We start from the raw sequence: 24,988 nt of genomic DNA on the forward strand, positions 1-24,988 counted from the left end.
GGAAGGAAGCGAATATGATCCAGAAAAACTGGCAGGAACTGATCAAGCCGAACAAGATCGAGTTCTCGTCCAAGAAGAAGACGCTGACCACGCTCGTCGCCGAGCCGCTTGAGCGTGGCTTCGGCCTGACGCTCGGCAATGCGCTCCGTCGCGTGCTGCTGTCGTCGCTTCGCGGCGCTGCCGTGACCGCGGTGCAGATCGACGGCGTGCTGCATGAGTTCTCTTCGATCGGCGGCGTTCGTGAAGACGTCACCGACATCGTGCTCAACATCAAGGAAATCGCCATCCGCATGGAAGGCGACGGCCCGAAGCGCATGGTCGTTCGCAAGCAGGGCCCCGGTGCCGTGCTCGCCGGCGACATCCAGACGGTCGGCGACGTCGAGATCCTGAACCCCGATCACGTCATCTGCACGCTCGACGAGGGCGCGGAGATCCGTATGGAGTTCACCGTCGACACCGGCAAGGGCTACGTCCCGGCTGAGCGCAACCGCGCAGAAGACGCTCCGATCGGTCTTATCCCGGTCGACAGCCTCTACTCGCCGGTCAAGAAGGTTTCTTACAAGGTCGAGAACACCCGCGAGGGCCAGGTTCTGGACTACGACAAGCTGACCATGACTATCGAGACCGACGGTTCGATCACCGGCGAGGACGCAGTCGCTTTCGCTGCTCGCATCCTGCAGGACCAGCTCGCCCTGTTCGTCAACTTCGACGAGCCGCAGAAGGAAGTTGCAGCCGAGGCCGTCACCGAGCTCGCCTTCAACCCGGCGCTGCTCAAGAAGGTCGACGAGTTGGAGCTTTCGGTCCGTTCGGCCAACTGCCTCAAGAACGACAACATCGTTTACATCGGCGACCTGATCCAGAAGACGGAAGCAGAAATGCTGCGTACGCCGAACTTTGGCCGCAAGTCGCTCAACGAGATCAAGGAAGTTCTGGCCGCAATGGGCCTGCACCTCGGTATGGAAGTGCAGGACTGGCCGCCGGAAAACATCGAAGACCTCGCCAAGCGATACGAAGATCAGTACTGAGACGACCTAGTCGAGCATGGTTCCGAGGACCGGATATTCCGGTCCGACGGCCTTGCGGAAAACCATCAGAGGCCGTGGCCTCTTGAACAACTGAAGAAGGAAAAGAGCCATGCGTCACGGTTTCAAAGGCCGTCGCTTCGCCCGCAGCGTAAGCCACCGCAAGTCCATGTTCGCCAACCTCTCGGTCTCGCTGATCGAGCACGAGCAGATCGTGACCACGCTCGAAAAGGCGAAGGACCTGCGTCCGATCGTCGAGAAGCTGGTGACGCTCGGCAAGCGTGGCGACCTGCATGCCCGCCGCCAGGTGATCGCCCAGATCGGCAACGAGAACGTCGTGAAGCGTCTGTTCGACGTCGTCGCGCCGCGTTATGCCACCCGCAACGGCGGCTACCTGCGCATCATGAAGGCCGGCTTCCGCCGCGGCGACAACGCCGCGATGGCTGTCATCGAGTTCGTCGATCGCGACACCTCGGCCAAGGGCGCCGGCGACCGCGCCCGCCTGGAAGCCGAATCTGTCAACGAAGCTGAAGCTGCATAAGCGTTCCGCATCGTTTTATGAACCGAAGGGGCCCTCGTGGCCCCTTTTGTTTTGGGCGGGTGGTCCGGCCTGCTTTCCCGGCCAGGGCGGAGTTTCAGCTCTTCTTCCGCAACTGGGGCCAACCAAGCGGAAATAACCGCTTTTCGCGCCGGTCCAGCCTTTCAATTTGCACAATCGTCGCGACAATGGCGCCAACTATGCGTTGGAGGATTCGCCATGCGTGCGAAACGATATTTGTCGCTTGCGCTGTGCGCCTGGATGGCGCTGGCCGGCGGCGCCGTGGCCCAGGAGGCGACGACCACCGAGGATCCCGGCCTGTCGGATGTGCTGACGGATCTGCTGAATGGCGGCAAGGGCGGCGGGGCCGCGACCCCCGGTCCCGATCGCCGTGTGCCATTTGGCCGCGAGGAGATGCAGCTTTCCTTTGCGCCCTTGGTCAAGGATACGGCGGCCGCGGTGGTCAATGTCTACGCCTCGAAGCAGGTGAAGGTCCGCTCGCCCTTCGAGGGTGACCCGTTCTTCGAGCAGTTTTTCGGCCGCTCCGGGCCGCGCAACCGGTCGTCGCTGGGCTCGGGCGTTCTGGTCGACCCCAGCGGCATCGTCGTCACCAACAACCATGTCGTCCAGGACGCCGACCAGGTGAAGGTTGCGCTTTCCGACGGCCGCGAATTCACCAGCAAGGTGCTGCTCAAGGACGAGACGCTCGACCTGGCGGTGCTCAAGATCGATTCCGACAAGCCGTTCCCGACCATCGCCATCGGCGATTCCGACGCGCTGCAGGTCGGCGACCTCGTGCTCGCCATCGGCAATCCGTTCGGCGTCGGTCAGACCACGACCAGCGGCATCGTCTCGGCGCTCGCGCGCACGCATATCGGCGTGTCGGACTCCGGCTTCTTCATCCAGACCGATGCTGCCATCAACCCGGGCAATTCGGGCGGCGCGCTGATCAACATGGGCGGCCAGCTCGTCGGCATCAACACGGCGATCTTCAGCCGCAGCGGCGGCTCGATCGGCATTGGTTTCGCCATCCCCTCCAACATGGTGCGCGCCTTCACCGAGGCGGCCAAGGGTGGGGCCGAGTTCTTCGAGCGGCCTTTCATTGGCGCTTCCTTTGAGCCGGTGACGCCCCAGATCGCGGAGTCGCTCGGCATGGATCATCCGGCAGGCGCACTGATCTCCTCGGTCGATGCCAATGGCCCGGCGGCGCGCGCCGGCTTGAAGCCAGGAGATGTCGTTCTGGCGTTCAACGGCGCTGCCATCGAACATATGGAAGGGCTCGATTACCGCCTGGCGACGCAGCCGGTCGGCGGCAAGGCCACCCTGTCTGTGCTGACCAAGGGCGAGGAGAAATCCGTCGAAGTTGCGCTCGAGCGCGCGCCTGAAGGCACCAGTTCGAATGAGGTTCTGCTGCGTGGCCGCAGCCCGTTTGCCGGCGCCAAGGTGGCCGAATTGTCGCCGCGCCTGGCTCAGCGCCTGCGTGTTGCCACCGACACCAAGGGCGTGGCGATCGTCGGTATTGACGGCGGCTCGCCGGCAGCCGGTTTCGGCTTCCAGCCGGGCGACATCGTCCGCGAGGTCAACGGCGAGACCGTCGATACGGCGGCCAAGCTGAAACAGCTTGCCGAAGAAGACACGCGCTGGTGGCGCTTCACTGTCGAGCGCGATGGCCGCATCATGCGGCAGATGCTGCGCTACTGATTGTTGCAGGATCGTGCGTGGACTAGGGGCTGCCGCTTGCGCGGCAGCCGGATCGCCGGGAGGCTGACGTATTGAGTTCCCTTTTCGACGAGGCCGTGCCCCGGCCGCTGGCCGAAACGCTGCGTCCGCAACGCATCGGCGAGGTCATCGGCCAGGACCATCTGCTTGGTCCCGACGGCCCCATCGGTCGCATGATCAAGTCGCGAAAGGTATCCTCCTTCATCCTTTGGGGACCGCCCGGCGTCGGCAAGACGACCATCGCCCGGCTGGTCGCCAAGGAAGTCGGCCTCGACTTCGTACAGCTCTCGGCGGTGCTGTCCGGTGTTGCCGACCTGCGCAAAGTCATCGATGCCGCCAAGCAGCTGCGGAGCGGAGCAGGGCGGCAGACCGTGGTCTTCGTCGACGAGTTGCATCGCTTCAACCGCACGACCCAGGATGCCCTGCTGCCGCATGTCGAGGACGGCACGATCGTGTTGATTGGCGCCACGACCGAAAACCCGAGCTTCAGCCTGGTGGCGGCCCTGTTGTCACGCGCCAAGGTCTACACGCTCAAGCGCTTCGAAAAGGAAGACCTCGCCATTCTGGCCGAGCGTGCCGAAGCGCATTCCGGCAAGAAGCTGCCGCTCGATCCGTCCGCACGCGACACGCTGCTGACGATGGCGGACGGCGACGGGCGTTACCTGATCGGCCTCTGCGAGGAGTTGCTGGCGCTGCCCGACGGCACGATGCTGGACGTGGCCGCCCTTGCCGAAGCCGTCCAGAAGCGGGCACCGGTCTACGACAAGGGGCAGGAGGAGCACTACAACCTGCTGAGCTGCTTCCATAAGAGTCTGCGCGGCAGCGACGTGCAGGCAGCCCTTTATTGGGCTGCGCGCATGGTCGTCGGCGGTGAGGACCCCGGAACGATTTTTCGCCGGCTGGCCTGTGCCGCTTCGGAAGACGTCGGCATGGCAGACCCGCAGGCGATGCCGCAGGTCGTGGCTGCCTGGACCGCTTTCGAGCGGGTAGGCTGGCCGGAAGGCCGGCTGTTCATGGCGCAGGCGATCACCTATGTCGCCACCGCACCCAAGTCGAACGCTTCCTACATGGGCTTCAACCAGGCCATCGCCCTGGCCCAGCAGACCGGGTCGCTGGCGCCGCCGAAGCACATCCTGAATGCGCCGACCAAGCTGATGAAGGAGCTCGGCTACCACGAAGGCTACCGGTACGACCACGACTATCCCGACGCCTTCTCGGGCCAGGAGTTCATGCCCGACCAGCTCGCCGGTGCCAACCGGCCGGATTTCTACACGCCGAACGAACGTGGCTTCGAGCGCGATATCAAGAAGCGCCTCGACTACTGGAACAAGCGGCGCCACGACCGCGAGGATTAGGCCGGCATTCGTCTGCCTGATGGTTACGGAGTTATTATTGCAAAAAAATGCAATTATGCATATCTGGTCGTAGAAGGCCGCGCGAGACCCCATTGGGCAGGCGGCAGTCCGTGGCGATTTCGAGAGGATGTGCGATGATCAAGGTAACCGACAAACTCTGGGTCTCGGGCCAGCCAACCGACGCCGACGTGATCGCGGCCGGTGAGGCCGGCATCCGCAAGGTCATCAACAACCGTCCCGAGCATGAGGATCCGACCCAGCCGAGCATGGCCGAAGCTGCCGAGCGCGCAGCGCGGGCGGGCATGGACTTCGTCAACATCCCGGTCGCGCCGGGGCGCTACACGCTGGAGGCTGTGCGCGCCTTCCAGAAGGCCGTGGCCGAGGCGCAGGGACCAGTTCTCGCTCATTGCAAGGGCGGCACGCGCTCGGCCACCCTGTGGGCGATCGGCGAAGTGCTCGACAACAGGATGTCGGTTGACGAACTCGACGCGGTCGGCCAGCGGCTCGGCATCAATTTTGCCGGCGCCAAGGATTGGCTGCGCAGCAATTCCTGACTTTCGAACCGGATCACGGTGGGGCTTGCCATGACTCTGAAACCCGAAGTGACCGCATTTTACGATCCTCAGACTTTCTCGGTGCAGTATGTCGTCGCCGATCCGGCCTCGAAGAGGTGCGCGATCATCGATCCGGTGCTTGATTTCGACGAGAAATCGGGCTCGACGGCGACAACGAATGCCGACCGCATCCTCGACTTCATCGAGGAACAGGGGCTGACCGTCGAGTGGATCCTCGACACCCACCCGCATGCCGACCATTTCTCCGCGGCTCGCTATCTCAAGTCGAAGACTGGTGCGCCGACGGCCATTGGCGCGCGCATCGTCGACGTCCAGAAGCTCTGGAAGGCCATCTACAACTGGCCCGAGTTGAGCGAGGACGGCTCGCAATGGGACAGGCTTTTCGCTGAGGGCGAGACTTTCTCCATTGGCGAACTGAAAGGGCGTGTGCTGTTTTCGCCGGGGCACACCTTGGCCTCGATCACCTATGTGGTCGGCGATGCCGCTTTCATCCACGACACGCTGTTCATGCCCGACAGCGGCACCGCACGTGCCGATTTCCCCGGTGGCAGCGCCAAGCGGCTCTGGCAATCGATCCAGGAAATCCTGATGTTGCCCGACGACACGCGCCTGTTCACCGGGCACGACTACCAGCCGGGCGGGCGCCAGCCGCAATGGGAAAGCACTGTCGCTGAGCAGAAGGCGCGCAATACGCACATCTCGAAGCTTTTGACCGAGGCGGATTTCGTCGCTGTACGGGAGGCGCGCGACAGGACGCTGCCGATGCCGAAGCTCATCCTGCATGCGCTGCAGATCAACATCAATGGCGGACGCTTGCCGGAGCCCGAAGCCGACGGCAAGCGTTACCTGAAGTTCCCGCTCGACGCCCTGCAGGGCGCAAACTGGGGGTAGCGACATGGCCGAGGGACCGCAGCCGGTTTCCGATTTGCTCGATCGGGCAGGAGAGGCATCGGAATTCCTGAAGAAGCTCGCCAATCCGAACCGGCTGATGATCGCCTGCGCGCTCGTCGAAGGCGAGCGCTCGGTGCGTGAGCTGGAAGATGGGCTCGGCATCAGGCAGCCCGGCCTGTCGCAACAACTCGCCGAGTTGCGCGATGCCGGCCTGATCGTCGGCCGCAAGCAATCGAAATCCGTTTTCTACCGCCTCGCAGACGAGCGGGTGAGGGCTGTCGTCTCGCTGCTCTACACGTTGTTTTGCGATCCGAACGGCGACGGCAAGCTACGCTAGGCGGCACAGGCCCGACGACAAGGCAAAGACATGACTGAGTTTACCCCCATCGCCTCCACCGTCGGCGGCGTCCTGATCGGGCTTTCGGCTGTCCTGCTGATGGCCTGGGAAGGGCGCATTGCCGGCATCAGCGGCATTGCCGCGCGCCTGCTGCCGCCCTATCTCGATGGCGCCTTCCGTTCTCGACTCGGCTTTGTTATCGGCCTGGTCGCCGCACCGCTGGCCTATGCCGCAGTGAGAGGCACGGACGTGGTCCAGACCGTCTCCTCGAACCTGCCGCTGATGGCGCTTGCCGGTCTGCTAGTCGGCTTCGGCTCGGTCTACGGCAATGGCTGCACCAGCGGCCACGGCGTTTGTGGTCTGTCGCGTCTTTCGCTGCGCTCGCTCGTGGCGACGCTCACCTTCATGGCCACGGCCTTCGCCACCGTCTTTGCCGTTCGGCACGTGCTGGGGGTCTGATCATGTCCTTCGCAGTCAATCTCGCGCTCGGCCTGCTCTTCGGTATTGGCCTTGTGGTTTCGGGAATGTCGGATCCGGCCAAGGTGCTGAACTTCCTCGACCTGTCCGGCACCTGGGATCCATCGTTGGCCTTCGTCATGGGCGGCGCCGTCGTCACCGCCTTCCTTGGCTATCGCCTTGTCTTGAGGCAGCCCAAGCCGCTGGCGAGCGCGTCGTTTCATGTGCCGACGAACACATCCATCGACAGCAAGCTGCTTGTAGGGGCGGCAATCTTCGGCATCGGTTGGGGTCTTGGCGGGTTCTGTCCAGGTCCGGCGCTGACTGCCGTGAGCATGGGCGCTGTCGGCACCTATGCCTTCGTGCCGATGATGTTTCTCGGCATGTGGCTGGCACGAATGACGGCGGCACGCAGGGTTGCGGCGTCCGCCTGATTTCGTTTCCGGCCAGCGCCTGTCAGGTCCGCTTGCGGAAGGTGCTGAACTGGAATTGCTGCACGCTCCCCCATGGCGTCCTGTGCTCGTGGCGACGGCTGTCGAGCAATACGAAGTCGTCGCCCAGAAGCTTGCCGATGCTGTCGGCATCGTGCCGGACGATCGGCAGGCCGCTGCATTTCTCGGGCCCGTCCGGGGCAAAGGTGCCGATGATCGCATGGCCGCCGGCCACGAGCGCACCATTGAGGGCTGACACATAGGCCGCCTGGTCGGCCGGATCGGTCAGGAAGTGGAAAGCGGCGCGGTCGTGCCAGACGTCGTAACGTCGCTCCGGCCGCCACGCAGTCACGTCCGAGCATATCCAGTGGACGTTTTGCGCCGCAGCACCAAGCCGCTCCTTGTCCGCATCGAGCGCGGCCTGTGAGATATCCAGCACCGAGATGTCGCCGAACCCCTGGCCGAGCAACGCGTCGACCAGATGCGAAGCGCCGCCGCCGATGTCGATGATCGCCGACGACGGCTTGGCGCCGGCGAGCCCGAGCAACGTCAGCGACGGTTCGGGAGTCTGTTGAAACCAACTGACGTCGGTTTCCGCCTTGATGCGGTAGATGTTGTCCCAGTGGGATGTGCGGGCGTCGCTCAAGCCATGATGCTCCACTCTGTTGGAGCAGCCTAACGCTGGAACGGGGCAGTGGCCAAGCTCCCTGGCGTGTGGTGATGGCTGAAACAGTCTTGAGCTCGGTTAATGCATGAAATATATTTCATATAGTGAATTTTATTGACATCACGCCGCAAGGCTGCAATTCTCACTGTCACCGGGCTTCGGGAGGAAGTTCGGACAATCAATCCATATGGCACAGCACTTCAGGTGCTGGCGAAGGTCATTGATCTGGCTTCGGCCAAGGGAGGGAACTTGCGTAGATTTCTGAGCACTTTCGCGGCCGCGGCCGCACTCTCGACCATTCTCGGCGCGGGCCATGCCCAGGCGGCCGAAAACCCGTTCAAATGCGCGCCCGGTGAAAAATACGTCATGAACGTCATGGTGTCGGGCGTCGAATACTGGTTCCCGGTCTATGAGATGTTCAAGCAGGCCGGCCAGCAGTTCGGCTGCGAGACGGCCTATACCGGCACGCCGGAATATGACGTCAACAAGCAGATCGCCACCTTCGACCAGGCGCTGGCCCAGAAGCCGGCCGGCATCCTGGTGCACCCGATGAACTCCGATCCTTTCATCGAGCCTATCAATCGTGCCATCGAGCAGGGCACGGCCGTCGTCACCTTCGCCGCCGACTCGCCCAATTCCAAGCGCGTCTCCTTCATCACCTCGGACAACCTGGCCGAAGGCACCTATGCCGCCGATGCGGTTGCCAAGGCGATGGACGGCAAGGGTGAATACGCCGTGCTCGAAAACCCCGGTCAGGACAATCACGACAAGCGCGTCAACGCCTTCGTCGCCCGCATGGAAGCCAAGTGGCCGGATATGAAGCTGGTCGGCCGCGCTGCCTCGAACCAGGATCCGACCAAGGCCTATCAGGCCGTTCTCAGCCTCGCACAGGCGCACCCCGACCTCGGCGCCGTGTTCATGCCGGAAGCCAATTCGGCCATCGGCGCGGCCCAGGCGGCCAAGGAAGGCGGCGGCAAGATCAAGGTCATGCTGGCCGACGTCAACGCCAAGATCCTCGATATGATCAAGGCCGGCGAGATCTACGGCTCGGTCAACCCCAACCAGGGCATGCAGGGCTACATGGGCTTCATGCTGCTGTGGCTGGCCAAGCATCCCGAACTGATCGATCCGATGAACGACACCAAGCGTTCGGGTGCCAACGGCATGAGCGTGCCCTTCGTCGACAACGGCTTCTCCATCGTGACAGCCGAAAACGCCGACGACTTCTACTGGGACAAGTATCTCAAGCGCCGCGGCACCAAGGGCATCGAGGAATAGATTTCCCCGTCCTTTCATGCCTTGCTGACAGACCGCCGGGGCGTCCTGCCCCGGCATCGCAGACCCGCAAAGGTTGACCGATGTCGACGCCCATTCTCGAGATATCAGGAGTTTCGAAGTCGTTCGGCGCCATCAAGGCGCTGACCGGCATCGATTTCTCGCTCGCCCCCGGCGAGGTGCACGCGCTCTGCGGCGAGAACGGCGCCGGCAAGTCGACGCTGATGAACATCATTGCCGGCGTGCTCCAGCCCGACGAGGGCGATATCCGCATATCAGGCGAGCGCGCCGTGATTGCCAATCCAGCCGCAGCCCAGCGGCTTGGCATCGCACTGGTGCACCAGGAGATCGCGCTCTGCCCCGATGCGACGGTGGCCGAGAACATCTTCATGCCGGCGATCAACACCCGCCGCGCGCCTCTGATGAATTTCCGCACCCTGCAGGCCGAGGCGCAGAAGGTGATGGATCTTCTGGCGCCCATCCCGGTGCGCACCAAGGTCGGTGACCTCTCCATTTCCAACCAGCAACTCGTCGAGATCGCCAAGGCGCTGACGCTCGACTGCCGTGTGCTGATCCTCGACGAGCCGACGGCGGCACTGACCGAGCCGGAAGCGCAGCGCCTGTTCGCTATCGTCCGCGAACTCAGGTCGCGAGGCATCTCCATCATCTACATCAGCCACCGCATGGCCGAGATATTCTCGCTGTGCGATCGGGTGACGGTGTTCCGCGACGGCCGCTACGTCGCCACCGACGAGATTGCGGCGACGTCGCCCGACGAGATCGTGCGCAAGATGGTCGGCCGCGAGATCGCCCAGCTTTATCCCGACAAGCTCGCAGCGGACGAAGCGCCTGGCCAGCCACTGCTGAAGGTTTCCAACCTGTCGGACGGCAGCCGCTGCTTCGACGTCGGCCTGGAGCTCCGTGCTGGCGAGATCCTCGGCATCGGCGGCCTGATCGGCTCGGGCCGCAGCGAAATGGCGCAGACGCTGTGCGGCCTCAGGCCATCGGCTTCAGCCGCCGTCGAAATCGACGGCAAGCCTGTTCGGATTTCTGCATATGCCGACGCGGTGAAGGCCGGCCTGGTCTATCTCTCCGAGGACCGCAAGGGCTCGGGTGTCTTCCTCGACATGTCGATCGCGGCCAACGTTTCGGCACTCGACCTTGGCAAGCTCACGGGAAAGCTCGGCCTGCTCGACCGTCGTGCCGAAACCGCCCAGGCAACGGAACTGGCGAAGCGGCTTGGCGTGCGCATGGCGGGCGTGGGTGCGGCCGTCTCGACGCTCAGCGGCGGCAACCAGCAGAAAGTGGCTATCGCCAAGCAGCTGTCGGTCGGCCCCAGGGTGATGATCATGGACGAGCCGACGCGCGGCATCGATGTCGGCGCCAAGGCCGAGATCCATCGCCTGCTGCGCGACCTTGCCAGGCGCGGCGTCGGCATCGTCGTCATCTCCTCCGAAATGCCTGAACTCATCGGCCTGTGCGACCGCGTGCTGGTGGTCCGCGAGGGCAGGGTAGCGGGCGAACTCGCGGCCGACGAACTCAGCGAGGAAGCCATCATCATGCTCGCCTCCGGCGTTTCAAACTCACAGAACACCAAGCAGCAGGCTCAAAATGTCGCCTAGGGAAGCGGAAGCACCGATCATGACGGCTCAGATCAAGACCGAAGGGCAGGGCGCGCGCTGGAACCTGGCGCGGCTGGGCTCGATGCGCGAGGCGGGGCTGATCGTCATCATCCTGGCGCTGTGCATAGCCATGTCGTTCGCCTCGCCGCACTTCCTGACATGGGGCAACTTCCGCGCCATGCTGATGAGTTTCTCCATCGAGGGCATCGTCGTCGTCGGCATGACCATCCTGTTGATCGTCGGCGGCATAGACCTGTCGGTCGGCTCGGTCGTCGCCTTTTCGATGGTCGTGTCCGGCGCGCTGTTCCTGGCCGGGCTCGATCCATGGACGGCGAGCCTCATCGGCATCGCCGTCAGTGCGCTGATCGGTGCGGTCATGGGCTTCTTCGTCACCGTGGTCGGGCTCAACCACTTCATCACCTCACTGGCGGCGATGGTGATCGTGCGCGGCCTGTGCCTGATCGTCACCAAGGGCACGCCGCTGTCGCTGTTCACCCTGCCGCCGGCCTTCAAGGCGATCGGCCAGGGCAGCTTCCAGGGCGTCCCTTATGTCATCATCATCTTCGTGGTGGTGGTCGCCGTCTTCGACTTCTTGCTGCGCCGCGCGACCGCGTTCCGCAAGGTGTTCTACACCGGCTCCAACGAGAAGGCGGCCCAGTATTCCGGCATCCGCACCAAGCAGGTGAAGTTCTGGGTGACGGTGCTGAGCTCCACGCTCGCAGGCTTTGCCGGCGTCATCTACATGTCCCGCTTTGGTGCTGCCACGCCTACCTTCGGCGCCGGAATGGAACTCAACATCATCGCCGCGGCCGTCATCGGCGGGGCATCGCTCAATGGCGGCTCGGGTACCATCTTCGGCGCCATCCTCGGCATGGCGCTGCTGTCGGTGGTCACCAGCTCGCTGATCCTGCTCGACATCTCGGTCTACTGGCAGGACATGATCAAGGGCTGCATCCTGCTCGCCGCCGTCTCCATCGACCACCTGCTTCACCGCAGGAAGGCGTGAAGGGGAGACGGACAATGGCCAACGGCAGCTCACGCGACGAAATCTCCAGCGCCCGCCAGATGCACCAGGCGCTCGTGCTCCACTACATGGAGGGCAAGACCCAGGCGGAGATCGCCCACGAACTCGGCATCTCGCACGCCACCGTCAACCGCCTGATCAAGCGCGGCCACCAGATGGGTCTGGTCGAGATCAGGATCAAATCGCCGATCGAGCATCTGGTCGACATCGAGGCAAGGCTGGTGGCGCTGGGCGGGCTCAAGCGCGCTGTGGTCGTTCCTTCGCTCGGCGACAATCCGCAGACCGCGCTGCAACGTGTCGGCGAAGCGGCGGCAACACTGCTGCAGGATACGATCAAGGATGGCGACACCATCTCCATCACCGGCGGCAAGGGCGTTTCGGCCGTGGTCGCCGGGTTGAACGGTGGCCGCCAGGTCAAGGTCGAGGTCATCCCGGCGACCGGGTTGGTACAGGGCAAGCACTATACCGACGTCAACCACGTGGCGTCGCTGCTGGCCGACAAGCTCGGCGGCCGCGCCTATCAGGTGCACGCGCCGCTGTTTGCCGACAGCCCCGAGCAGCGCAACATGCTGATGGGGGTCAGCTCCGTCTCCGACGTGTTCCGCAAGGCGCGCGAGGCCAATGTCGCGGTGGTCGGCATAGGCTCGATCCTGACCGACGATTCCAGCTATTACGACCTGCATCCCATGTCGAGCACGGACCGGCAGGCCATCGAACGCTCAGGCGCGGCGGGCGAGCTTCTCGCCCATCTCGTCGATGCCGACGGCAAGGTCTGCGACTACAGCCTCAACCGTTGCCTGGTGTCGCTGACGCTCGAAGAATTTGCCACCATCCCGCGCACCATCGGCATCGCCAGCGGCACAAGCAAGGTCGCCCCCATCCTCAGCGCCATGCGCGGCCACCACCTCGAAACCATCGTTACCGACGAAGCCACGGCCTTGCAGGTCCTGGAACTCGCCGAAGGAAAAAGACCATGAGCCAGCTTGTTCGCAACATCGGTCGCTCGGGCATCGCCGCATCTGGCGTCGGTCTCGGCACCTGGGCCATCGGTGGCTGGATGTGGGGCGGGACCGACGAGGAGGCCTCGATTGCCGCGATCCAGGCCTCCATCGACGCCGGCGTGTCGCTGATCGACACCGCGCCCGCCTACGGCCTTGGGCGCAGCGAGGAGATTGTCGGCAAGGCCATCCGCGGCCGGCGCGACAAGGTGGTGATCGCCACCAAATGCGGGCTCAACTGGCATTCCGGCAAGGGCAACCATTTTTTCGATCAGGACGGGCTGTCTGTTCATCGCTATCTCGGCGCCGACGGCATCGCCCATGAAGTGGAGCAGAGCCTGCGCCGTCTCGGCACCGACCGCATCGACCTCTACATCACCCATTGGCAGGACCCGACGACGCCGGTCGCCGAGACGATGGACACGCTCCTGCGGCTCAAGCAGCAAGGCAAGATCGGCGCCATCGGCGCGAGCAATGTCGATCCAGATGAGATGAAGGCTTATATCGCCGCTGGCCAGCTCGACGCGATCCAGGAGCGTTACTCGATGATCGATCGCGAGATCGAGGGCACGCTTTTGCCGATCACGCGGGCCAACGATGTCGCCACTCTCAGCTATTCGTCGCTGGCGCTCGGCCTGCTCTCAGGCGCCATCGACCCGTCTAGGCGGTTCGAGGGCGACGATCAGCGCAAGGACAATCCGCGCTTCTCGGAAGCCAACAGGCAGAAGGTGGCGGAACTCAAGGCTGCGATCATGCCTGTCATCGACCGCCACAAGGCGAGCATGGCGCAGGTGGTGATCGCCTGGACGCTGGCCCAGCCCGGCATCACCTTCGCCCTGTGCGGCGCCCGCAACCCGGCGCAGGCGCTCGACAATGCGCGGGCCGGCCAGATCAGGCTCGATGCCGACGATCTGGCAGCCCTCGACAACGCCATTTCCAGGCATCTCGTCGCCATGGACGCCTGACCGAAGGAAGCCATCCTCACCATGAATCGCAGCGAAACCATAGCCGGCCTCAAGGGCCGGAACGGCCCCGCCGTGCTCGTGATCGGGGGCGGCATCAACGGCATCAGCGTCTTCCGCGAGCTGGCGCTGCAGGGCGTCGATGTGCTCCTGGCCGAAAAGGGCGACTATTGCTCGGGGGCGAGTGCGGCCCTGTCGCGCATGGTGCATGGCGGCCTGCGCTATCTCGAGAACGGCGAGTTCAAGCTGGTGCGGGAGTCGTTGCTGGAGCGCGACAGGCTGCTGAAAAATGCCCCGCATTTCGTGGCACCTCTGCCAACGACAGTGCCGATCTTCGACGTATTGTCCGGCATCACCAACAGTGCCTTCCGCTTCCTCGGCCTGACCCGCCGGCCGGGCCGGCGGGGTGCGGTGGTCATCAAGGCCGGCCTTGCCGTCTATGACATGCTGACCGCCAGCCGTAGGCTGATGCCCAAGCACATTTTCCGCAGCCGGGCCGAGACACTGAAGACCTGGCCCGCAATCAATTCCGATATCCGCAATTCGGCGACCTACTACGACGCCTGGGTCAGCCGGCCCGAACGGCTGGGTGTCGAGATGCTGAACGACGCGCTGGCGGCCAATCCCGCGGCGCGGGCGCTGAACCATGCGCAAGTCAGCGGCGACGCCGACGGCGTGGTGCTGACCGATACGCTGACCGGCGAGACGGTCCGGCTCCATCCGAAGCTGATCGTCAACGCGACAGGCGGTTGGATCGACCTGACCAATGCGGGCCTAGGCGCTTCGATGCCCAAAATGATGGGCGGCACCAAGGGCTCGCATCTGATCGTCGCCAACAGCGAACTGCACGACGCGCTCTCAGGCCACATGATCTATTACGAGAACGAGGACGGGCGCATCTGTATCCTGTTTCCCTATCTCGGCAACGTGCTGGTGGGTTCGACCGACATCCGTGTCGACGATCCCGACCAGGTGCGCTGCGAGACCGACGAGCGCGACTACATCCTGCAGTCGCTGGCCTTCGTTTTTCCACATATTCGCATCGCGCCCGAGGAAATCGTCTTCCAGTTCGCCGGCGTGCGTCCGCTTCCGGCCAGCGACGACAGCTTCACCGGCCGCATCCCGCGCGACCATTTCTGCGAGGCGGTGCCGGGCAACGGCGCGTTGCCCGAAATGTTGTGCATGATCGGCGGCAAGTGGACCACCTTCCGCTCCTTCGGCGCGTTGGCGGCCGACATGGCGCTGCAACGGCTTGGCATGAAGCGGGTCAGCAACACCGAGGATATGGCGATCGGCGGCGGCCGTGATTTTCCTGCCGATGCTGAACGCTGGATCGCCAAGAAAGCGGCACTTTCGGGACTGGCAATGCCGCGTATGCGCGAGCTGTTCGAGCGCTATGGCACCGACGCTGCGACAGTCGCCGGCGGTCTCGGCGATGACGAGATGCTTTCAGGCTGCAGCTATTCGGTTGGCGAGCTCCGGCAGCTGATTGCGCGCGAGCATGTCGAAAAACTCGACGATCTGCTTCTTCGGCGCACCACCATCGGCGTGACCGGCAAGCTCACGTCAGACCTCATCGCCGAGGCCATCGACATCCTCGCGGCGGCCAAGGGCTGGGATGCCGCCCGCCGCGCCCGTGAGCGCGACGATTTCCTCGCCCTGCTGGAAAGCCGGCACGGGCTCGACGCCACCAAGCTCTCAGCAAGATCCGAAAGGAGCGCAGAATGCGCATCAGCCCTAAAGTCCGCATGAACCGCCTGTTCGCCAACGGGCGTTGCCTCGACGTCGCCATCGACCATGGCGTCTGCAACGAACCGTCCTTCCTCGACGGATTGGAAGATGTCGCCGGCGTAGTCGACCAGCTGGTCGCGGCCCGCCCCGATGCGATCCAGATGAATTTCGGTCAGGCCGACCTGTTGCAGGAGCGTCCCGGCAAGGACAAGCCGGCGCTGGTCATGCGCATTGACATGGGCAATCCCTACAACAAGACCCGTCATCGCCACATGTGGGCGCTGCTGCAGAACGAGCACGAGCCGCTGATCGGCGCGCTGGCGATGGATGCGGCCTGCGTGGTGGTCAACCTGTTCATGCTGCCCGACGAGCCGGACCTGTTCCGCCAGTGCGTGCAGAACATTGCGCGCGTCCGCGCCGACTGCGACAAATACTGCATGCCGCTGATGATCGAACCACTGGCGATGCTGCCCAACTCCGAACGCGGAGGCTACATGGTCGATGGCGATGCCGAGAAGATCGTGACGCTGACGCGGCTTGCGCGCGAGATGGGCGCCGACATCGTCAAGGCCGATCCGACCACCGAGGCAGCCGAATTCCACCGCGTCGTCGAGGCCGCGCGCTGTCCGGTTCTTGTGCGCGGCGGCGGCAAGGAGGATCTGCGGGTCGTGTTCGACAAGTCGGCGGCGCTGATGGCGCAGGGCGCCCACGGCATGGTCTATGGCCGCAACATCTACCAGCACGCCAATCCGCGTGCGGTTGTCGCCGGCCTGATGGCGATTATCCATCAGGGTGCCGATGGCGCTACCGCATGGGATCGCTACAGCAGCGTAAGCTAGGCCGAGGACTCGCGAGCCGGGAAAGGGCTTGCGCGCATTCGAGAGACAAACGGAGCCTGGTCCCCATCGATGGAGGCGGATCGGCTCGAAGGCCTTGGGAGGGACTCATGGCAGGATACATTCTCGGCCTCGATGCCGGTAACACCGTCATCAAGGCCGTGCTGTTCGACCTCGAAGGCCGCGAACTGGCACTGGCCGCCAAGGACGGCAAGTCGTGCATGTCCAAGCCCGGTCACGTCGAGCGCGATCTGGGCGAGTTGTGGCGCAATGCCGTCGAGGTCATCGGTCAGTGCATCACGCGTGCCGGTGTCGATGCGCGCAAGATCCTGGCCGTCGGCTGCGCCGGCCACGGCAACGGGCTCTATGCGTTGGACAGCGACGGCGAACCGCTTGTCGGCATTCAGTCCCTCGACACCCGCGCCGCAACGCTCGTCTCGGAATGGCAAAGGCAGGGTGTCGGCGAGCGCACCTATCCCTATTGCCTGCAGAAGCCCTGGGCGGCGCAGACGCCGACCCTGCTGGCCTGGCTGAAGCGCCACGATCCCATGCTCTACGGGCGCATCGGCACCGTGTTCCTGTGCAAGGATTTCGTCGTCAACCGGCTGACCGATGCACGCTCGACAGACGCCACGGACATGTCGGGTTGCGGCCTGCTGGCCATGCCCGGGCGTCGTTATGACGGCCGGCTACTCGCCGCCTACGGCCTCGGGGAATGTGAGCCGATACTTCCGCCGGTGCTGGAATCGGCCGAGATCGCCGGTCGCATTTCGCCTGAGGTTGCACGCCTGACCGGTTTGGCGGACGGCACGCCCGTCATCGCCGGGCTGTTCGACGTGGTTGCCAGCGCGATCGGCTCGGGCGTCACCCGCACGGGGGCTGCATCGATCATCGCCGGCACCTGGAGCATCAACCAGGTGATCACCGACGAGCCGATCCGCGACCCCTCGATCTTCATGCTGTCGACCTACGATCCCGCGCGGTACCTGGTGATCGAGTCCAGCGCGACATCGGCCGCCAATCTCGAATGGATCGTGCGCGAATTCTTCGAGCACGAACACGAATCCGGCCGCTCGCCCTTCGAACTCTGCGGTGAGCTGGTCGCCTCGGTCGATCCCACCGGTGATGTGCCGATCTACCATCCCTATCTCTATGGCGCGCAGGTCAATGGCCAGGCCCGCGCCGGCTTCTACGGCATCGCCGGCTGGCACAGCCGAGCCCATCTGCTGCGGGCGCTGTTCGAAGGCGTGGTGTTCGAGCATCGGCGTCACGTCGAAACGCTACGCGCCGCAGGTGCGGTGATCGACGAGGCGGTGCTGTCGGGCGGCGGCTCGCGCAGCGCCATCTGGCCGCAGATCTTCGCCGACGTGCTGGGCCTGCCGGTGACCGTTGCGCGCAGCCGCGAGACGGGTGCGCTCGGTGCTGCCATCGCCGCCGCCACTGGCGTTGGCGTGTTCAGGGACTTCGCCGAGGGCGCGGCAGCCATGACGGCTGTGGCGCGCCACTATCAGCCCAATGGCGGGGTGGCGCTGGCCTATGGACGGCGCTACCGGCTTTATGGCGAGATCAACAAGGCGATGACGCCTCTGTGGCAGAGCATGGCGAGCGAACAGGTTGAGGTATGACGGCGGCAAACGACTTCGGCACATATGATTTCGTCGTGGTCGGAGCCGGCTCGGCCGGCTGCGTGCTCGCCAACCGCCTGTCTGCCAATCCGAAAAACCGCGTGCTGCTGCTCGAGGCCGGCGGCAGCGATCGCTATCACTGGGTCAACATCCCGATCGGTTATCTCTACTGCATGGGCAATCCGCGCACCGACTGGTTGATGAAGACAGAGGCCGAACCGGGCCTCAATGGCCGTGCCCTCAACTATCCCAGGGGCAAGGTTCTGGGCGGCTGCTCGTCGATAAACGGCATGATCTACATGCGCGGCCAGGCCGCCGACTATGACGGCTGGCGCCAGGCCGGCAATGTCGGCTGGGGCTGGGACGACGTCTTGCCCTATTTCCTGAAGTCCGAGGACTATCACGGTCCAGCGTCCGCCGGTCACGGCAAGGGCGGCGAATGGCGAGTCGAGCGCCAGCGCCTGTCCTGGCCGATCCTCGACGCCTTCCGCGATGCCGCCGAGGAGATCGGCGTTCCGCGCACCGACGATTTCAACCGGGGCACCAATGAGGGCTCCGGCTATTTCGAGGTCAACCAGAAGAAGGGCGTGCGCTGGAACACCTCCAAGGCCTTCCTGCGGCCGATCCTCAACCGGCCAAACCTGCGCGTCGTCACTGGCGCCGAGACCGAGCGGCTGGTGCTCGACGGGCGTCAGGTGCGCGGCGTCGTCTTCCGCCTGGACGGCAAGCTGTTTGAGGCCAAGGCCGGCGAGACGATCCTGGCGGCCGGCGCCATCAACTCGCCCAAGATCATGGAGCTGTCGGGCATCGGCCGGCCCGATGTGCTGTCGGAGCTCGGCATTGATGTCGCGCACCGGCTCGATGGCGTGGGCGAGGGGCTGCAGGACCATCTGCAGATCCGCACCGTCTTCAAGGTCCGGAACGCCTCGACACTGAACCAGCGTTACCACAATCTCTTCAGCCGCGCGGGCATGGGCATCGAATATGCGCTCAAGCGCTCCGGCCCGCTGTCGATGGCGCCGAGCCAGCTCGGCATCTTCGCCCGCAGCGACCCGCGGCTTGAGACGCCCGACCTCGAATATCACGTCCAGCCGCTCAGCACCGATCGACTGGGGGAACCGCTGCACCGCTTCCCGGCGGTGACGGTTTCCGTCTGCAACCTCAGGCCCGAAAGCCGCGGCACGGTGCATGCCGTTTCCGCCGATCCGCGCTCACCGGCCGCGATCCGCCCGAACTACCTGTCGACCGAAGGCGACCGCAATGTTGCCGTGGCCTCCATTCGCCATGTGCGCCGGCTGATGTCGACAAAGGCCATCGAGCGTTTCGCGCCCGAGGAAATCCTGCCCGGACCGGCCATCGCCAGCGACGCTGACGTGCTGAACAAGATCGGCGACATCGCCACCACGATCTTCCACCCCGTCGGCACCTGCAAGATGGGCTCGGACCCCACATCGGTGGTCGACGGGCGGCTTCGAGTCCATGGCCTGTCCGACCTGCGCGTGGTCGACGCCTCGATCATGCCGTCGATTGTCTCGGGCAACACCAACTCGCCCGTCATCATGATCGCCGAAAAGGCGTCGGAGATGATCCTTGCCGACAGGTAACGTTGCCAGCAGTGCAGGCGACGACATGTTTGCGCGGGCACGCGGTGGATGCCACCGCGCCAGCAGGGCTGACAACATCGATCCACTCCCGTTGCGCCCAGCATCTGGACATAAATGTCTATTATCGTTAGTCCTACCGGAAACGGGGGAGCGCTGCGATGAAATCCAGGGCGGTGACGATCGGCGAAGGCGCGGCTGGCGCCTCGGTGATTTTTCATCTGGCGAACTGCGTTTGGACGGATGTCGTTCTGACCGAGCGTGCAGCCCACATGGTCCAACCCTCGGTCTATGATCCGCAAGGCCTCGGGTTGCGGATGTAAGCTTCGCTACATCCGGATCGGGCACAACACGGAAGTTTTCCAGGAATGGTTCAATGACCCGCCGCTACTCCGCATTTTCGCTGATCAAGGAAGGTTTGACCGGCCAGAAGGGTTGGCAGCCTGCCTGGCGCTCTCCGGAGCCCAAGAAGACCTATGACGCAGTGATCATCGGTGGCGGCGGTCATGGGCTGGCGACTGCCTACTATCTCGCCAAGACCCACGGCATCGCCAGCATCGCCGTGCTTGAAAAGGGCTGGATCGGCGGCGGCAACACCGGCCGCAACACCACGGTTGTGCGCTCCAACTACTACTATCCCGAGAGCGTGGCGATCTACGGCCTTGCGCACCGGCTCTATGAAGGGCTCTCGAAGGAACTGAACTACAATGTCATGCTGTCGAAGCGCGGCATGGTGTCCCTGTGCCACAGCACCGGCGAATTGGAGATTGGCGCACGCACGGTCAATGCGATGCAGATCAATGGCGTCGACGCCGAGATGTTCTCGGTTGACGATGTCCGCCGCGTGGCACCCCTTCTCAACTTGGCATCCGATGCGCGTTTTCCGGTGTTCGGCGGCGTCTGGCAGGGCAGGGCAGGCACGGCCCGCCACGACGCGGTGGCCTGGGGTTATGCGCGTGCTGCCAGCGCGCTGGGTGTCGACATCATCCAGAATTGCGAGGTCACCGACTTCATCGTCGAGGGCGGACGCTGTCGCGGCGTGCACACGTCGCGCGGCACGATCCGCACCGACCGAATAGGCATGGCGGTCGCAGGCCATTCCTCGGTGCTTGCAGCCAAGGCCGGCTTCCGCCTGCCGATCAACTCCTATGCGCTTCAGGCCTGCGTCTCCGAACCGGTCAAGCCGGTGCTCGACACCGTTGTCTTGTCGCCGGGAACCGGTGTCTATGTCAGCCAGTCGGACAAGGGCGAGATCGTGATCGGCGGCGCGCTCGACCGCGTTCCATCCTATGGCCAGCGCGGCAACCTGCCGACGCTGGAGGGCGTCATTTCAGGTCTGCTCGAAATGTTCCCGGCCTTCGGCCAGCTCAAGCTGATGCGGCAATGGGCCGGCATCGTCGATGTGGTGCCGGACTCTTCGCCGATCATCGGCGAGTCGCCGCTGCCCGGCCTCTTCCTCAATTGCGGTTGGGGCACAGGAGGCTTCAAGGCCATTCCCGCCGGTGGCGTCTTGCTCGCCCATCTCCTGGCAACCGGCAAGCATCACGACATCAGCCGCCCCTTCGATCTGGATCGCTTCGCCACCGGCCGCCTGCTGGACGAAGCCGCCGGGTCCGGCATCGCCCATTAGGTCGTCGACCTGGAGTAAACCATGCAGCTTTTTCACTGCCCGTTCTGCGGCACCCGCGACGAGACCGAGTTCCATTTTGGCGGTGAAGCCGGAAACATCCGGCCCGATGGCGCCGACGTGCCGGCTGATCGCTGGGCAAATTATCTCTACATGCGCGACAATCCCAAGGGTGCGGTCCGGGAAGTGTGGGTGCATATGAACTGCGGCGAGTTCTTTGTCATGGAGCGCGACAGTGTCGGCCACGAGGTCGTATCCTCGACGTCGCTTGATGGCGCGGGGCACGCACGATGACCGCCACGCGCCTGTCCTCCGGCGGCAGTTCCATCGACCGCTCCCGCCCGGTCTCGTTCAGCTTCGACGGCCGCAAACTGCAGGGATTTGAAGGCGACACCATCGCCTCCGCCCTGCTTGCGAGCGATGTCGCCGTGGTCGGCCGCAGCTTCAAGTACCATCGCCCGCGAGGCATCTGGGGCGCTGGCGTCGAAGAGCCCAACGCGCTGGTCGACGTCGGGGGCAGTGTGGCCAGGACACCAAACACGCGCGCCACCACCGAGTTGGTCCTCGAAGGTATGATCGCCAACAGCGTCAACGCGTCGCCGAACGCTGCTGCCGACCGCAACGCTTTCATCGACCGCTTTTCGCGCTTCATTCCTGCCGCCTTCTACTACAAGACGTTCATGTGGCCGGACTGGCACCTGTTCGAGCCGCGCATCCGGGCGGTCGCGGGGTTGGGCGAGGTCGACGCACGCTGGCAATCGCTTGCTGCTGCTGACCAGATCAACCGTCATTGCGACGTGCTGGTAGTCGGTGCCGGACCTGCCGGCCTTGCTGCGGCAAAGCTCGCCGCCAGTGCCGGCCAGTCGGTCATTCTGGTTGATGACCAGCATGAGCCTGGCGGATCGCTCAACCATCGCACCGGCGAAATCGACGGCAGGCCCGCCATAGCCTGGGCCGCCGAGACAATTGGCGCACTGTCTGCGACTGGGCACACTGTGCTGCCGTCCACCACCGCTTTCGGCATCTACGACCATAATCTCGTCGGGCTGAACCAGCGTCACGGCGACGGCAGGCCCGATACGCTCTGGCGGGTCAGGCCGCGCCGGATCGTGCTTGCGACCGGCGCCATCGAGCGGCCTTTGCCTTTCGCCAACAACGATTTGCCGGGCATCATGTCGGCCGATGCGGCGCTGGTCTATCTCAGGCGCTTTGCCGTGCTCGTTGGCCGGCGCGTGGTCGTTGCCACCAACAACGACAGCGCCTACGAGGTCGCAGGCGCGTTGGCCGAAGCCGGCGCCGATGTGACCCTTGTCGACAGCCGCAAGGACGGAACTCCCGCAGTGCCCGAGGGCGTCAGCCTGGTGGCTGGCCGCCGCGTCGCTGCAGCACGTGGAAAGATGCGCGTCGAGGGTGCCGTCCTGGATGAAGGCACGTTGCTCGATGCCGACTGCTTGGTGGTTTCCGGCGGCTGGACGCCGACCATCCATCTGTTTTGCCAGGCCAGGGGCAAGCTCGCCTGGAGCGAGGCGCAGGCTGCCTTCCTGCCAGGCGATCCGGTCGAGGGCATGGCCGTCGCAGGTGCGGCGGCAGGCGCGATCTCGCTGTCTGGTGTTTTTGAAAGTGCCGCCAAGGCGATGCCCGGCGCGACCGCGGCGCCGCGCAGCACGGGTGTGGAAGCGACCGGCGGTATCCTTGCTGCCTGGCCGATCCCGGATGCCAGGGGCCGCGTCTGGATAGACTACCAGAACGATGTCACCGCCAAGGATGTCGAACTCGCTGCGCGCGAAAACTTCATCTCGGTCGAGCATCTCAAGCGCTACACCACGCTTGGCATGGCGACGGACCAGGGCAAGACGTCGAACCTTGCCGGCCTTGCGTTGATGGGCGCCGTTACCGGGCGCACGGTGCCCGAGGTCGGCACCACCACCTACCGCCCACCTTTCACCCCGGTGCCGCTGGCAAGTTTTGCCGGTGCGCGCGGCGGCGAACTGATGTCGCCGGTGCGCCGTTTGCCGCTTGAAAACGTCCATCGTGCCCGAGGCGCTGTCTTCCAGGAATATGGCGGCTGGCTGCGGCCTGCCCATTACGGCGGCGCGGATGCCGACCCGGACTGCGCGATCCAGGACGAAGCCGGGCGTGCCCGGCAGTCGGTTGCCCTGTTCGACGGCTCGACGCTCGGCAAGATCGAGGTCATGGGACCGAAGGCGGCGGAATTCGTCGATTTCATCTACTACAACACCATGTCGACACTGAAGCCGGGCCGCTGCCGCTACGGCTTCATGTTGGCGGAAAACGGCGTCGTCTTCGATGACGGCATTCTTGTGCGGCTGGACGAGCACCGCTTCGTCGTTTCCTGCTCGAGTTCGCATGTCGCTTCAGTGCATGCCCGCCTCGAGGAATGGCGGCAGGATCGCTTCGGCCGTGATGCCGTCTATATCCACAACGCCACCTCGGAGATGGCGACGCTGACCGTTTCCGGGCCGAACGCCAAGAAACTGCTGGCGACGCTGGATCTTGGCCTGTCGCTCGATGACGCCGACTTGCCCCATATGGCGATGGGCGAGGGCATGTTCGAGACAGATCCGGTCCGTGTCGCCCGCGTCAGCTTCACCGGCGACCGCAGCTATGAGGTCTCGATCCGCGCCGACCGGGCGGAGCCCTTGTGGGCACGCATGCACGAAGCCGGCATGGCGTTCGATGCGGTGACCATCGGGCTCGAGGCCTTGATGATCCTGCGCGCCGAAAAGGGCTATATCGTCATAGGCAAGGATACCGACGGCACCACCTTGCCGCATGACCTCGGTGTCGATGGGCCGCGTGCCAAGCGCAATGGCGAATATGTCGGCCGCCGTTCGTTGTTCACCGACGTGGCCATGCCTGGCAACCGGCAGCAGTTGGTCGGCCTTGCCGTTGCCCGAGGCGAAGAGCCGCTGGCCACCGGCGCGCACGCGATCTCGCGCGACGGCGGCAAGCTCAGGAGCCAGGGTTTCGTGACATCCAGCTATCACAGCCCGACGATGGGTCGACCGATAGCGCTTGGCCTGATCGAGCGCGGGGCGGCCCGCCATGGCGAGGCCGTCGACATCCAGCATCTCGGCATGGTGAGGCGTGCGACGATCACCGGCCCTTGCGCCTTCGATCCTTCAGGAGAGCGGCTCAATGCGTAATCTTGCCGAAAAATGGACAGCCATGCCGGATTGGCGGACTGCGGTTATCGACACGCCCGGGCTAGCGATCCGTTCGCTGACCGGCTTGCACCAGTTTCTGGTCAGCGGCGATCTCGTGGCCTGGAGCAAGGCGTCGCGCATACCCCTCCAGCCGGTAGGCGCATTCGGCACGGCAACGGGTGATACCTGCACGATTCAGGTCGCGCGTGACCGACTGCTGGTCGTTTCCGCGGTTCCGTCCCCTGTCGCTCAAGGCTGGCACGAGCAAGGGTTCGCCGTAACCACCGTAAGCGCGGGGCTAATGATTTTCGACATCGAAGGTCCCGCGGCAGCCGACCTTGTCGCGCGCGCCACCACTCTTGACCCGGGCAAGGCAAGCGCCTCGGCGGCGATCTCGTTTGCCGGCATGAATGCCGTCGTCTATCGCCATGGCGAGAGGCTGCGCGTCCATGTCGATCGCGGCCTTGCGGCCTATTTCTGGACCTGGGCAGCAACCGTCAGCGGCAACCTGATAGCCGCGCAAGCCTGA

At 64.4% G+C, this 24,988-nt stretch carries 22 protein-coding genes and 1 pseudogene; 22 read left to right on the top strand and 1 reads right to left on the bottom strand.

The window, feature by feature from the left end; translation table 11 throughout:
• Window positions 1-14: 14 nt before the first annotated feature.
• From ASC75_RS14205 to ASC75_RS14245, 8 genes and pseudogenes are all read left to right on the top strand, one after another.
• Window positions 15-1,025 carry a DNA-directed RNA polymerase subunit alpha gene (locus ASC75_RS14205; protein ID WP_055976463.1) on the top strand — a complete coding sequence of 337 codons (1,011 nt, stop codon included), beginning with the start codon at window positions 15-17 and terminating at the stop codon, window positions 1,023-1,025.
• Between the two features lie 109 nt (window positions 1,026-1,134).
• Entirely contained in the window at window positions 1,135-1,563 is a 429-nt protein-coding gene (gene rplQ, locus ASC75_RS14210; protein ID WP_055976466.1) for a 50S ribosomal protein L17, read from the top strand.
• Between the two features lie 216 nt (window positions 1,564-1,779).
• Entirely contained in the window at window positions 1,780-3,261 is a 1,482-nt protein-coding gene (locus tag ASC75_RS14215; RefSeq protein WP_055976470.1) for a DegQ family serine endoprotease, read from the top strand.
• A 71-nt stretch (window positions 3,262-3,332) separates the two neighbouring features.
• Entirely contained in the window at window positions 3,333-4,634 is a 1,302-nt protein-coding gene (locus ASC75_RS14220) for a replication-associated recombination protein A (RefSeq protein WP_055976473.1), read from the top strand.
• A gap of 134 nt (window positions 4,635-4,768) precedes the next feature.
• Window positions 4,769-6,100: pseudogene (gene blh / locus ASC75_RS14230) on the top strand (bifunctional sulfur transferase/dioxygenase Blh).
• A gap of 4 nt (window positions 6,101-6,104) precedes the next feature.
• Window positions 6,105-6,437, top strand: coding sequence for a metalloregulator ArsR/SmtB family transcription factor (locus ASC75_RS14235; RefSeq protein ID WP_055976485.1), 333 nt, complete (start codon window positions 6,105-6,107; stop codon window positions 6,435-6,437).
• A gap of 30 nt (window positions 6,438-6,467) precedes the next feature.
• On the top strand, window positions 6,468-6,896 hold the full coding sequence (locus ASC75_RS14240) for a YeeE/YedE family protein (protein ID WP_055976488.1): 429 nt from the start codon (window positions 6,468-6,470) through the stop codon (window positions 6,894-6,896).
• 2 nt (window positions 6,897-6,898) lie between these two features.
• A complete protein-coding gene (locus ASC75_RS14245) occupies window positions 6,899-7,327 on the top strand; it encodes a DUF6691 family protein (protein WP_055976490.1) in 429 nt (142 codons plus the stop codon).
• A gap of 22 nt (window positions 7,328-7,349) precedes the next feature.
• Here the strand turns inward: ASC75_RS14245 and ASC75_RS14250 are convergent, their stop codons facing one another.
• Entirely contained in the window at window positions 7,350-7,970 is a 621-nt protein-coding gene (locus ASC75_RS14250; RefSeq protein WP_055976494.1) for a class I SAM-dependent methyltransferase, read from the bottom strand.
• A gap of 270 nt (window positions 7,971-8,240) precedes the next feature.
• Between ASC75_RS14250 and ASC75_RS14255 the strand changes: the two genes are divergently transcribed.
• From ASC75_RS14255 to ASC75_RS14315, 14 genes are all read left to right on the top strand, one after another.
• Window positions 8,241-9,269, top strand: coding sequence for a substrate-binding domain-containing protein (locus tag ASC75_RS14255; RefSeq protein WP_055977634.1), 1,029 nt, complete (start codon window positions 8,241-8,243; stop codon window positions 9,267-9,269).
• An 80-nt stretch (window positions 9,270-9,349) separates the two neighbouring features.
• On the top strand, window positions 9,350-10,888 hold the full coding sequence (locus ASC75_RS14260) for a sugar ABC transporter ATP-binding protein (protein ID WP_055976497.1): 1,539 nt from the start codon (window positions 9,350-9,352) through the stop codon (window positions 10,886-10,888).
• A gap of 19 nt (window positions 10,889-10,907) precedes the next feature.
• Window positions 10,908-11,894, top strand: coding sequence for an ABC transporter permease (locus ASC75_RS14265; RefSeq protein WP_055976500.1), 987 nt, complete (start codon window positions 10,908-10,910; stop codon window positions 11,892-11,894).
• Window positions 11,895-11,908: 14 nt separating this feature from the next.
• Window positions 11,909-12,889 carry a sugar-binding transcriptional regulator gene (locus ASC75_RS14270; protein WP_055976504.1) on the top strand — a complete coding sequence of 327 codons (981 nt, stop codon included), beginning with the start codon at window positions 11,909-11,911 and terminating at the stop codon, window positions 12,887-12,889.
• Window positions 12,886-13,875: an aldo/keto reductase gene (locus ASC75_RS14275; RefSeq protein ID WP_055976507.1), complete on the top strand. Its 990-nt coding sequence runs from the start codon at window positions 12,886-12,888 to the stop codon at window positions 13,873-13,875. The genes ASC75_RS14270 and ASC75_RS14275 overlap by 4 nt, the downstream gene beginning before the upstream one ends.
• A gap of 21 nt (window positions 13,876-13,896) precedes the next feature.
• Window positions 13,897-15,624, top strand: a complete 1,728-nt coding sequence (locus ASC75_RS14280; protein ID WP_055976510.1) for a glycerol-3-phosphate dehydrogenase/oxidase — start codon at window positions 13,897-13,899, stop codon at window positions 15,622-15,624.
• On the top strand, window positions 15,597-16,442 hold the full coding sequence (locus ASC75_RS14285) for an aldolase (protein ID WP_055977636.1): 846 nt from the start codon (window positions 15,597-15,599) through the stop codon (window positions 16,440-16,442). Before ASC75_RS14280 ends, ASC75_RS14285 begins: the two co-directional genes overlap by 28 nt.
• A gap of 107 nt (window positions 16,443-16,549) precedes the next feature.
• The gene (locus ASC75_RS14290; protein WP_055976512.1) at window positions 16,550-18,064 is read left to right on the top strand and encodes an FGGY-family carbohydrate kinase; all 1,515 of its coding nucleotides are present in this window, start codon (window positions 16,550-16,552) and stop codon (window positions 18,062-18,064) included.
• Window positions 18,061-19,668 (top strand): GMC family oxidoreductase, encoded by a 1,608-nt coding sequence (locus tag ASC75_RS14295; protein ID WP_055976514.1) that lies wholly within the window; start codon window positions 18,061-18,063, stop codon window positions 19,666-19,668. The genes ASC75_RS14290 and ASC75_RS14295 overlap by 4 nt, the downstream gene beginning before the upstream one ends.
• Before the next feature lie 158 nt (window positions 19,669-19,826).
• Window positions 19,827-19,988, top strand: a complete 162-nt coding sequence (locus ASC75_RS26080) for a hypothetical protein (protein WP_156381264.1) — start codon at window positions 19,827-19,829, stop codon at window positions 19,986-19,988.
• 53 nt (window positions 19,989-20,041) lie between these two features.
• Window positions 20,042-21,295 (top strand): sarcosine oxidase subunit beta family protein, encoded by a 1,254-nt coding sequence (locus ASC75_RS14300; protein WP_055976517.1) that lies wholly within the window; start codon window positions 20,042-20,044, stop codon window positions 21,293-21,295.
• A 21-nt stretch (window positions 21,296-21,316) separates the two neighbouring features.
• Window positions 21,317-21,586 carry a sarcosine oxidase subunit delta gene (locus ASC75_RS14305; protein WP_055976520.1) on the top strand — a complete coding sequence of 90 codons (270 nt, stop codon included), beginning with the start codon at window positions 21,317-21,319 and terminating at the stop codon, window positions 21,584-21,586.
• A complete protein-coding gene (locus ASC75_RS14310; protein WP_055976523.1) occupies window positions 21,583-24,459 on the top strand; it encodes a sarcosine oxidase subunit alpha family protein in 2,877 nt (958 codons plus the stop codon). The genes ASC75_RS14305 and ASC75_RS14310 overlap by 4 nt, the downstream gene beginning before the upstream one ends.
• Window positions 24,452-24,988 (top strand): hypothetical protein, encoded by a 537-nt coding sequence (locus ASC75_RS14315; protein WP_055976526.1) that lies wholly within the window; start codon window positions 24,452-24,454, stop codon window positions 24,986-24,988. Before ASC75_RS14310 ends, ASC75_RS14315 begins: the two co-directional genes overlap by 8 nt.

It is taken from the genome of Aminobacter sp. DSM 101952, assembly GCF_001424795.1.
Lineage (GTDB): Bacteria > Pseudomonadota > Alphaproteobacteria > Rhizobiales > Rhizobiaceae > Aminobacter > Aminobacter aganoensis.

What these genes read in the sequence shown, in the direction of transcription:
- ASC75_RS14240 (WP_055976488.1), top strand. Translation starts at nt 6,468, where the DNA reads ATGACTGAGTTTACCCCCATCGCCTCCACCGTCGGCGGCGTCCTGATC.
- ASC75_RS14205 (WP_055976463.1), top strand. Translation starts at nt 15, where the DNA reads ATGATCCAGAAAAACTGGCAGGAACTGATCAAGCCGAACAAGATCGAG.
- ASC75_RS26080 (WP_156381264.1), top strand. Translation starts at nt 19,827, where the DNA reads ATGAAATCCAGGGCGGTGACGATCGGCGAAGGCGCGGCTGGCGCCTCG.
- ASC75_RS14245 (WP_055976490.1), top strand. Translation starts at nt 6,899, where the DNA reads ATGTCCTTCGCAGTCAATCTCGCGCTCGGCCTGCTCTTCGGTATTGGC.
- ASC75_RS14300 (WP_055976517.1), top strand. Translation starts at nt 20,042, where the DNA reads ATGACCCGCCGCTACTCCGCATTTTCGCTGATCAAGGAAGGTTTGACC.
- ASC75_RS14310 (WP_055976523.1), top strand. Translation starts at nt 21,583, where the DNA reads ATGACCGCCACGCGCCTGTCCTCCGGCGGCAGTTCCATCGACCGCTCC.
- ASC75_RS14260 (WP_055976497.1), top strand. Translation starts at nt 9,350, where the DNA reads ATGTCGACGCCCATTCTCGAGATATCAGGAGTTTCGAAGTCGTTCGGC.
- ASC75_RS14235 (WP_055976485.1), top strand. Translation starts at nt 6,105, where the DNA reads ATGGCCGAGGGACCGCAGCCGGTTTCCGATTTGCTCGATCGGGCAGGA.
- ASC75_RS14270 (WP_055976504.1), top strand. Translation starts at nt 11,909, where the DNA reads ATGGCCAACGGCAGCTCACGCGACGAAATCTCCAGCGCCCGCCAGATG.
- ASC75_RS14275 (WP_055976507.1), top strand. Translation starts at nt 12,886, where the DNA reads ATGAGCCAGCTTGTTCGCAACATCGGTCGCTCGGGCATCGCCGCATCT.
- ASC75_RS14315 (WP_055976526.1), top strand. Translation starts at nt 24,452, where the DNA reads ATGCGTAATCTTGCCGAAAAATGGACAGCCATGCCGGATTGGCGGACT.
- ASC75_RS14290 (WP_055976512.1), top strand. Translation starts at nt 16,550, where the DNA reads ATGGCAGGATACATTCTCGGCCTCGATGCCGGTAACACCGTCATCAAG.
- ASC75_RS14215 (WP_055976470.1), top strand. Translation starts at nt 1,780, where the DNA reads ATGCGTGCGAAACGATATTTGTCGCTTGCGCTGTGCGCCTGGATGGCG.
- rplQ (WP_055976466.1), top strand. Translation starts at nt 1,135, where the DNA reads ATGCGTCACGGTTTCAAAGGCCGTCGCTTCGCCCGCAGCGTAAGCCAC.
- ASC75_RS14280 (WP_055976510.1), top strand. Translation starts at nt 13,897, where the DNA reads ATGAATCGCAGCGAAACCATAGCCGGCCTCAAGGGCCGGAACGGCCCC.
- ASC75_RS14305 (WP_055976520.1), top strand. Translation starts at nt 21,317, where the DNA reads ATGCAGCTTTTTCACTGCCCGTTCTGCGGCACCCGCGACGAGACCGAG.
- ASC75_RS14295 (WP_055976514.1), top strand. Translation starts at nt 18,061, where the DNA reads ATGACGGCGGCAAACGACTTCGGCACATATGATTTCGTCGTGGTCGGA.
- ASC75_RS14265 (WP_055976500.1), top strand. Translation starts at nt 10,908, where the DNA reads ATGACGGCTCAGATCAAGACCGAAGGGCAGGGCGCGCGCTGGAACCTG.
- ASC75_RS14285 (WP_055977636.1), top strand. Translation starts at nt 15,597, where the DNA reads ATGCGCATCAGCCCTAAAGTCCGCATGAACCGCCTGTTCGCCAACGGG.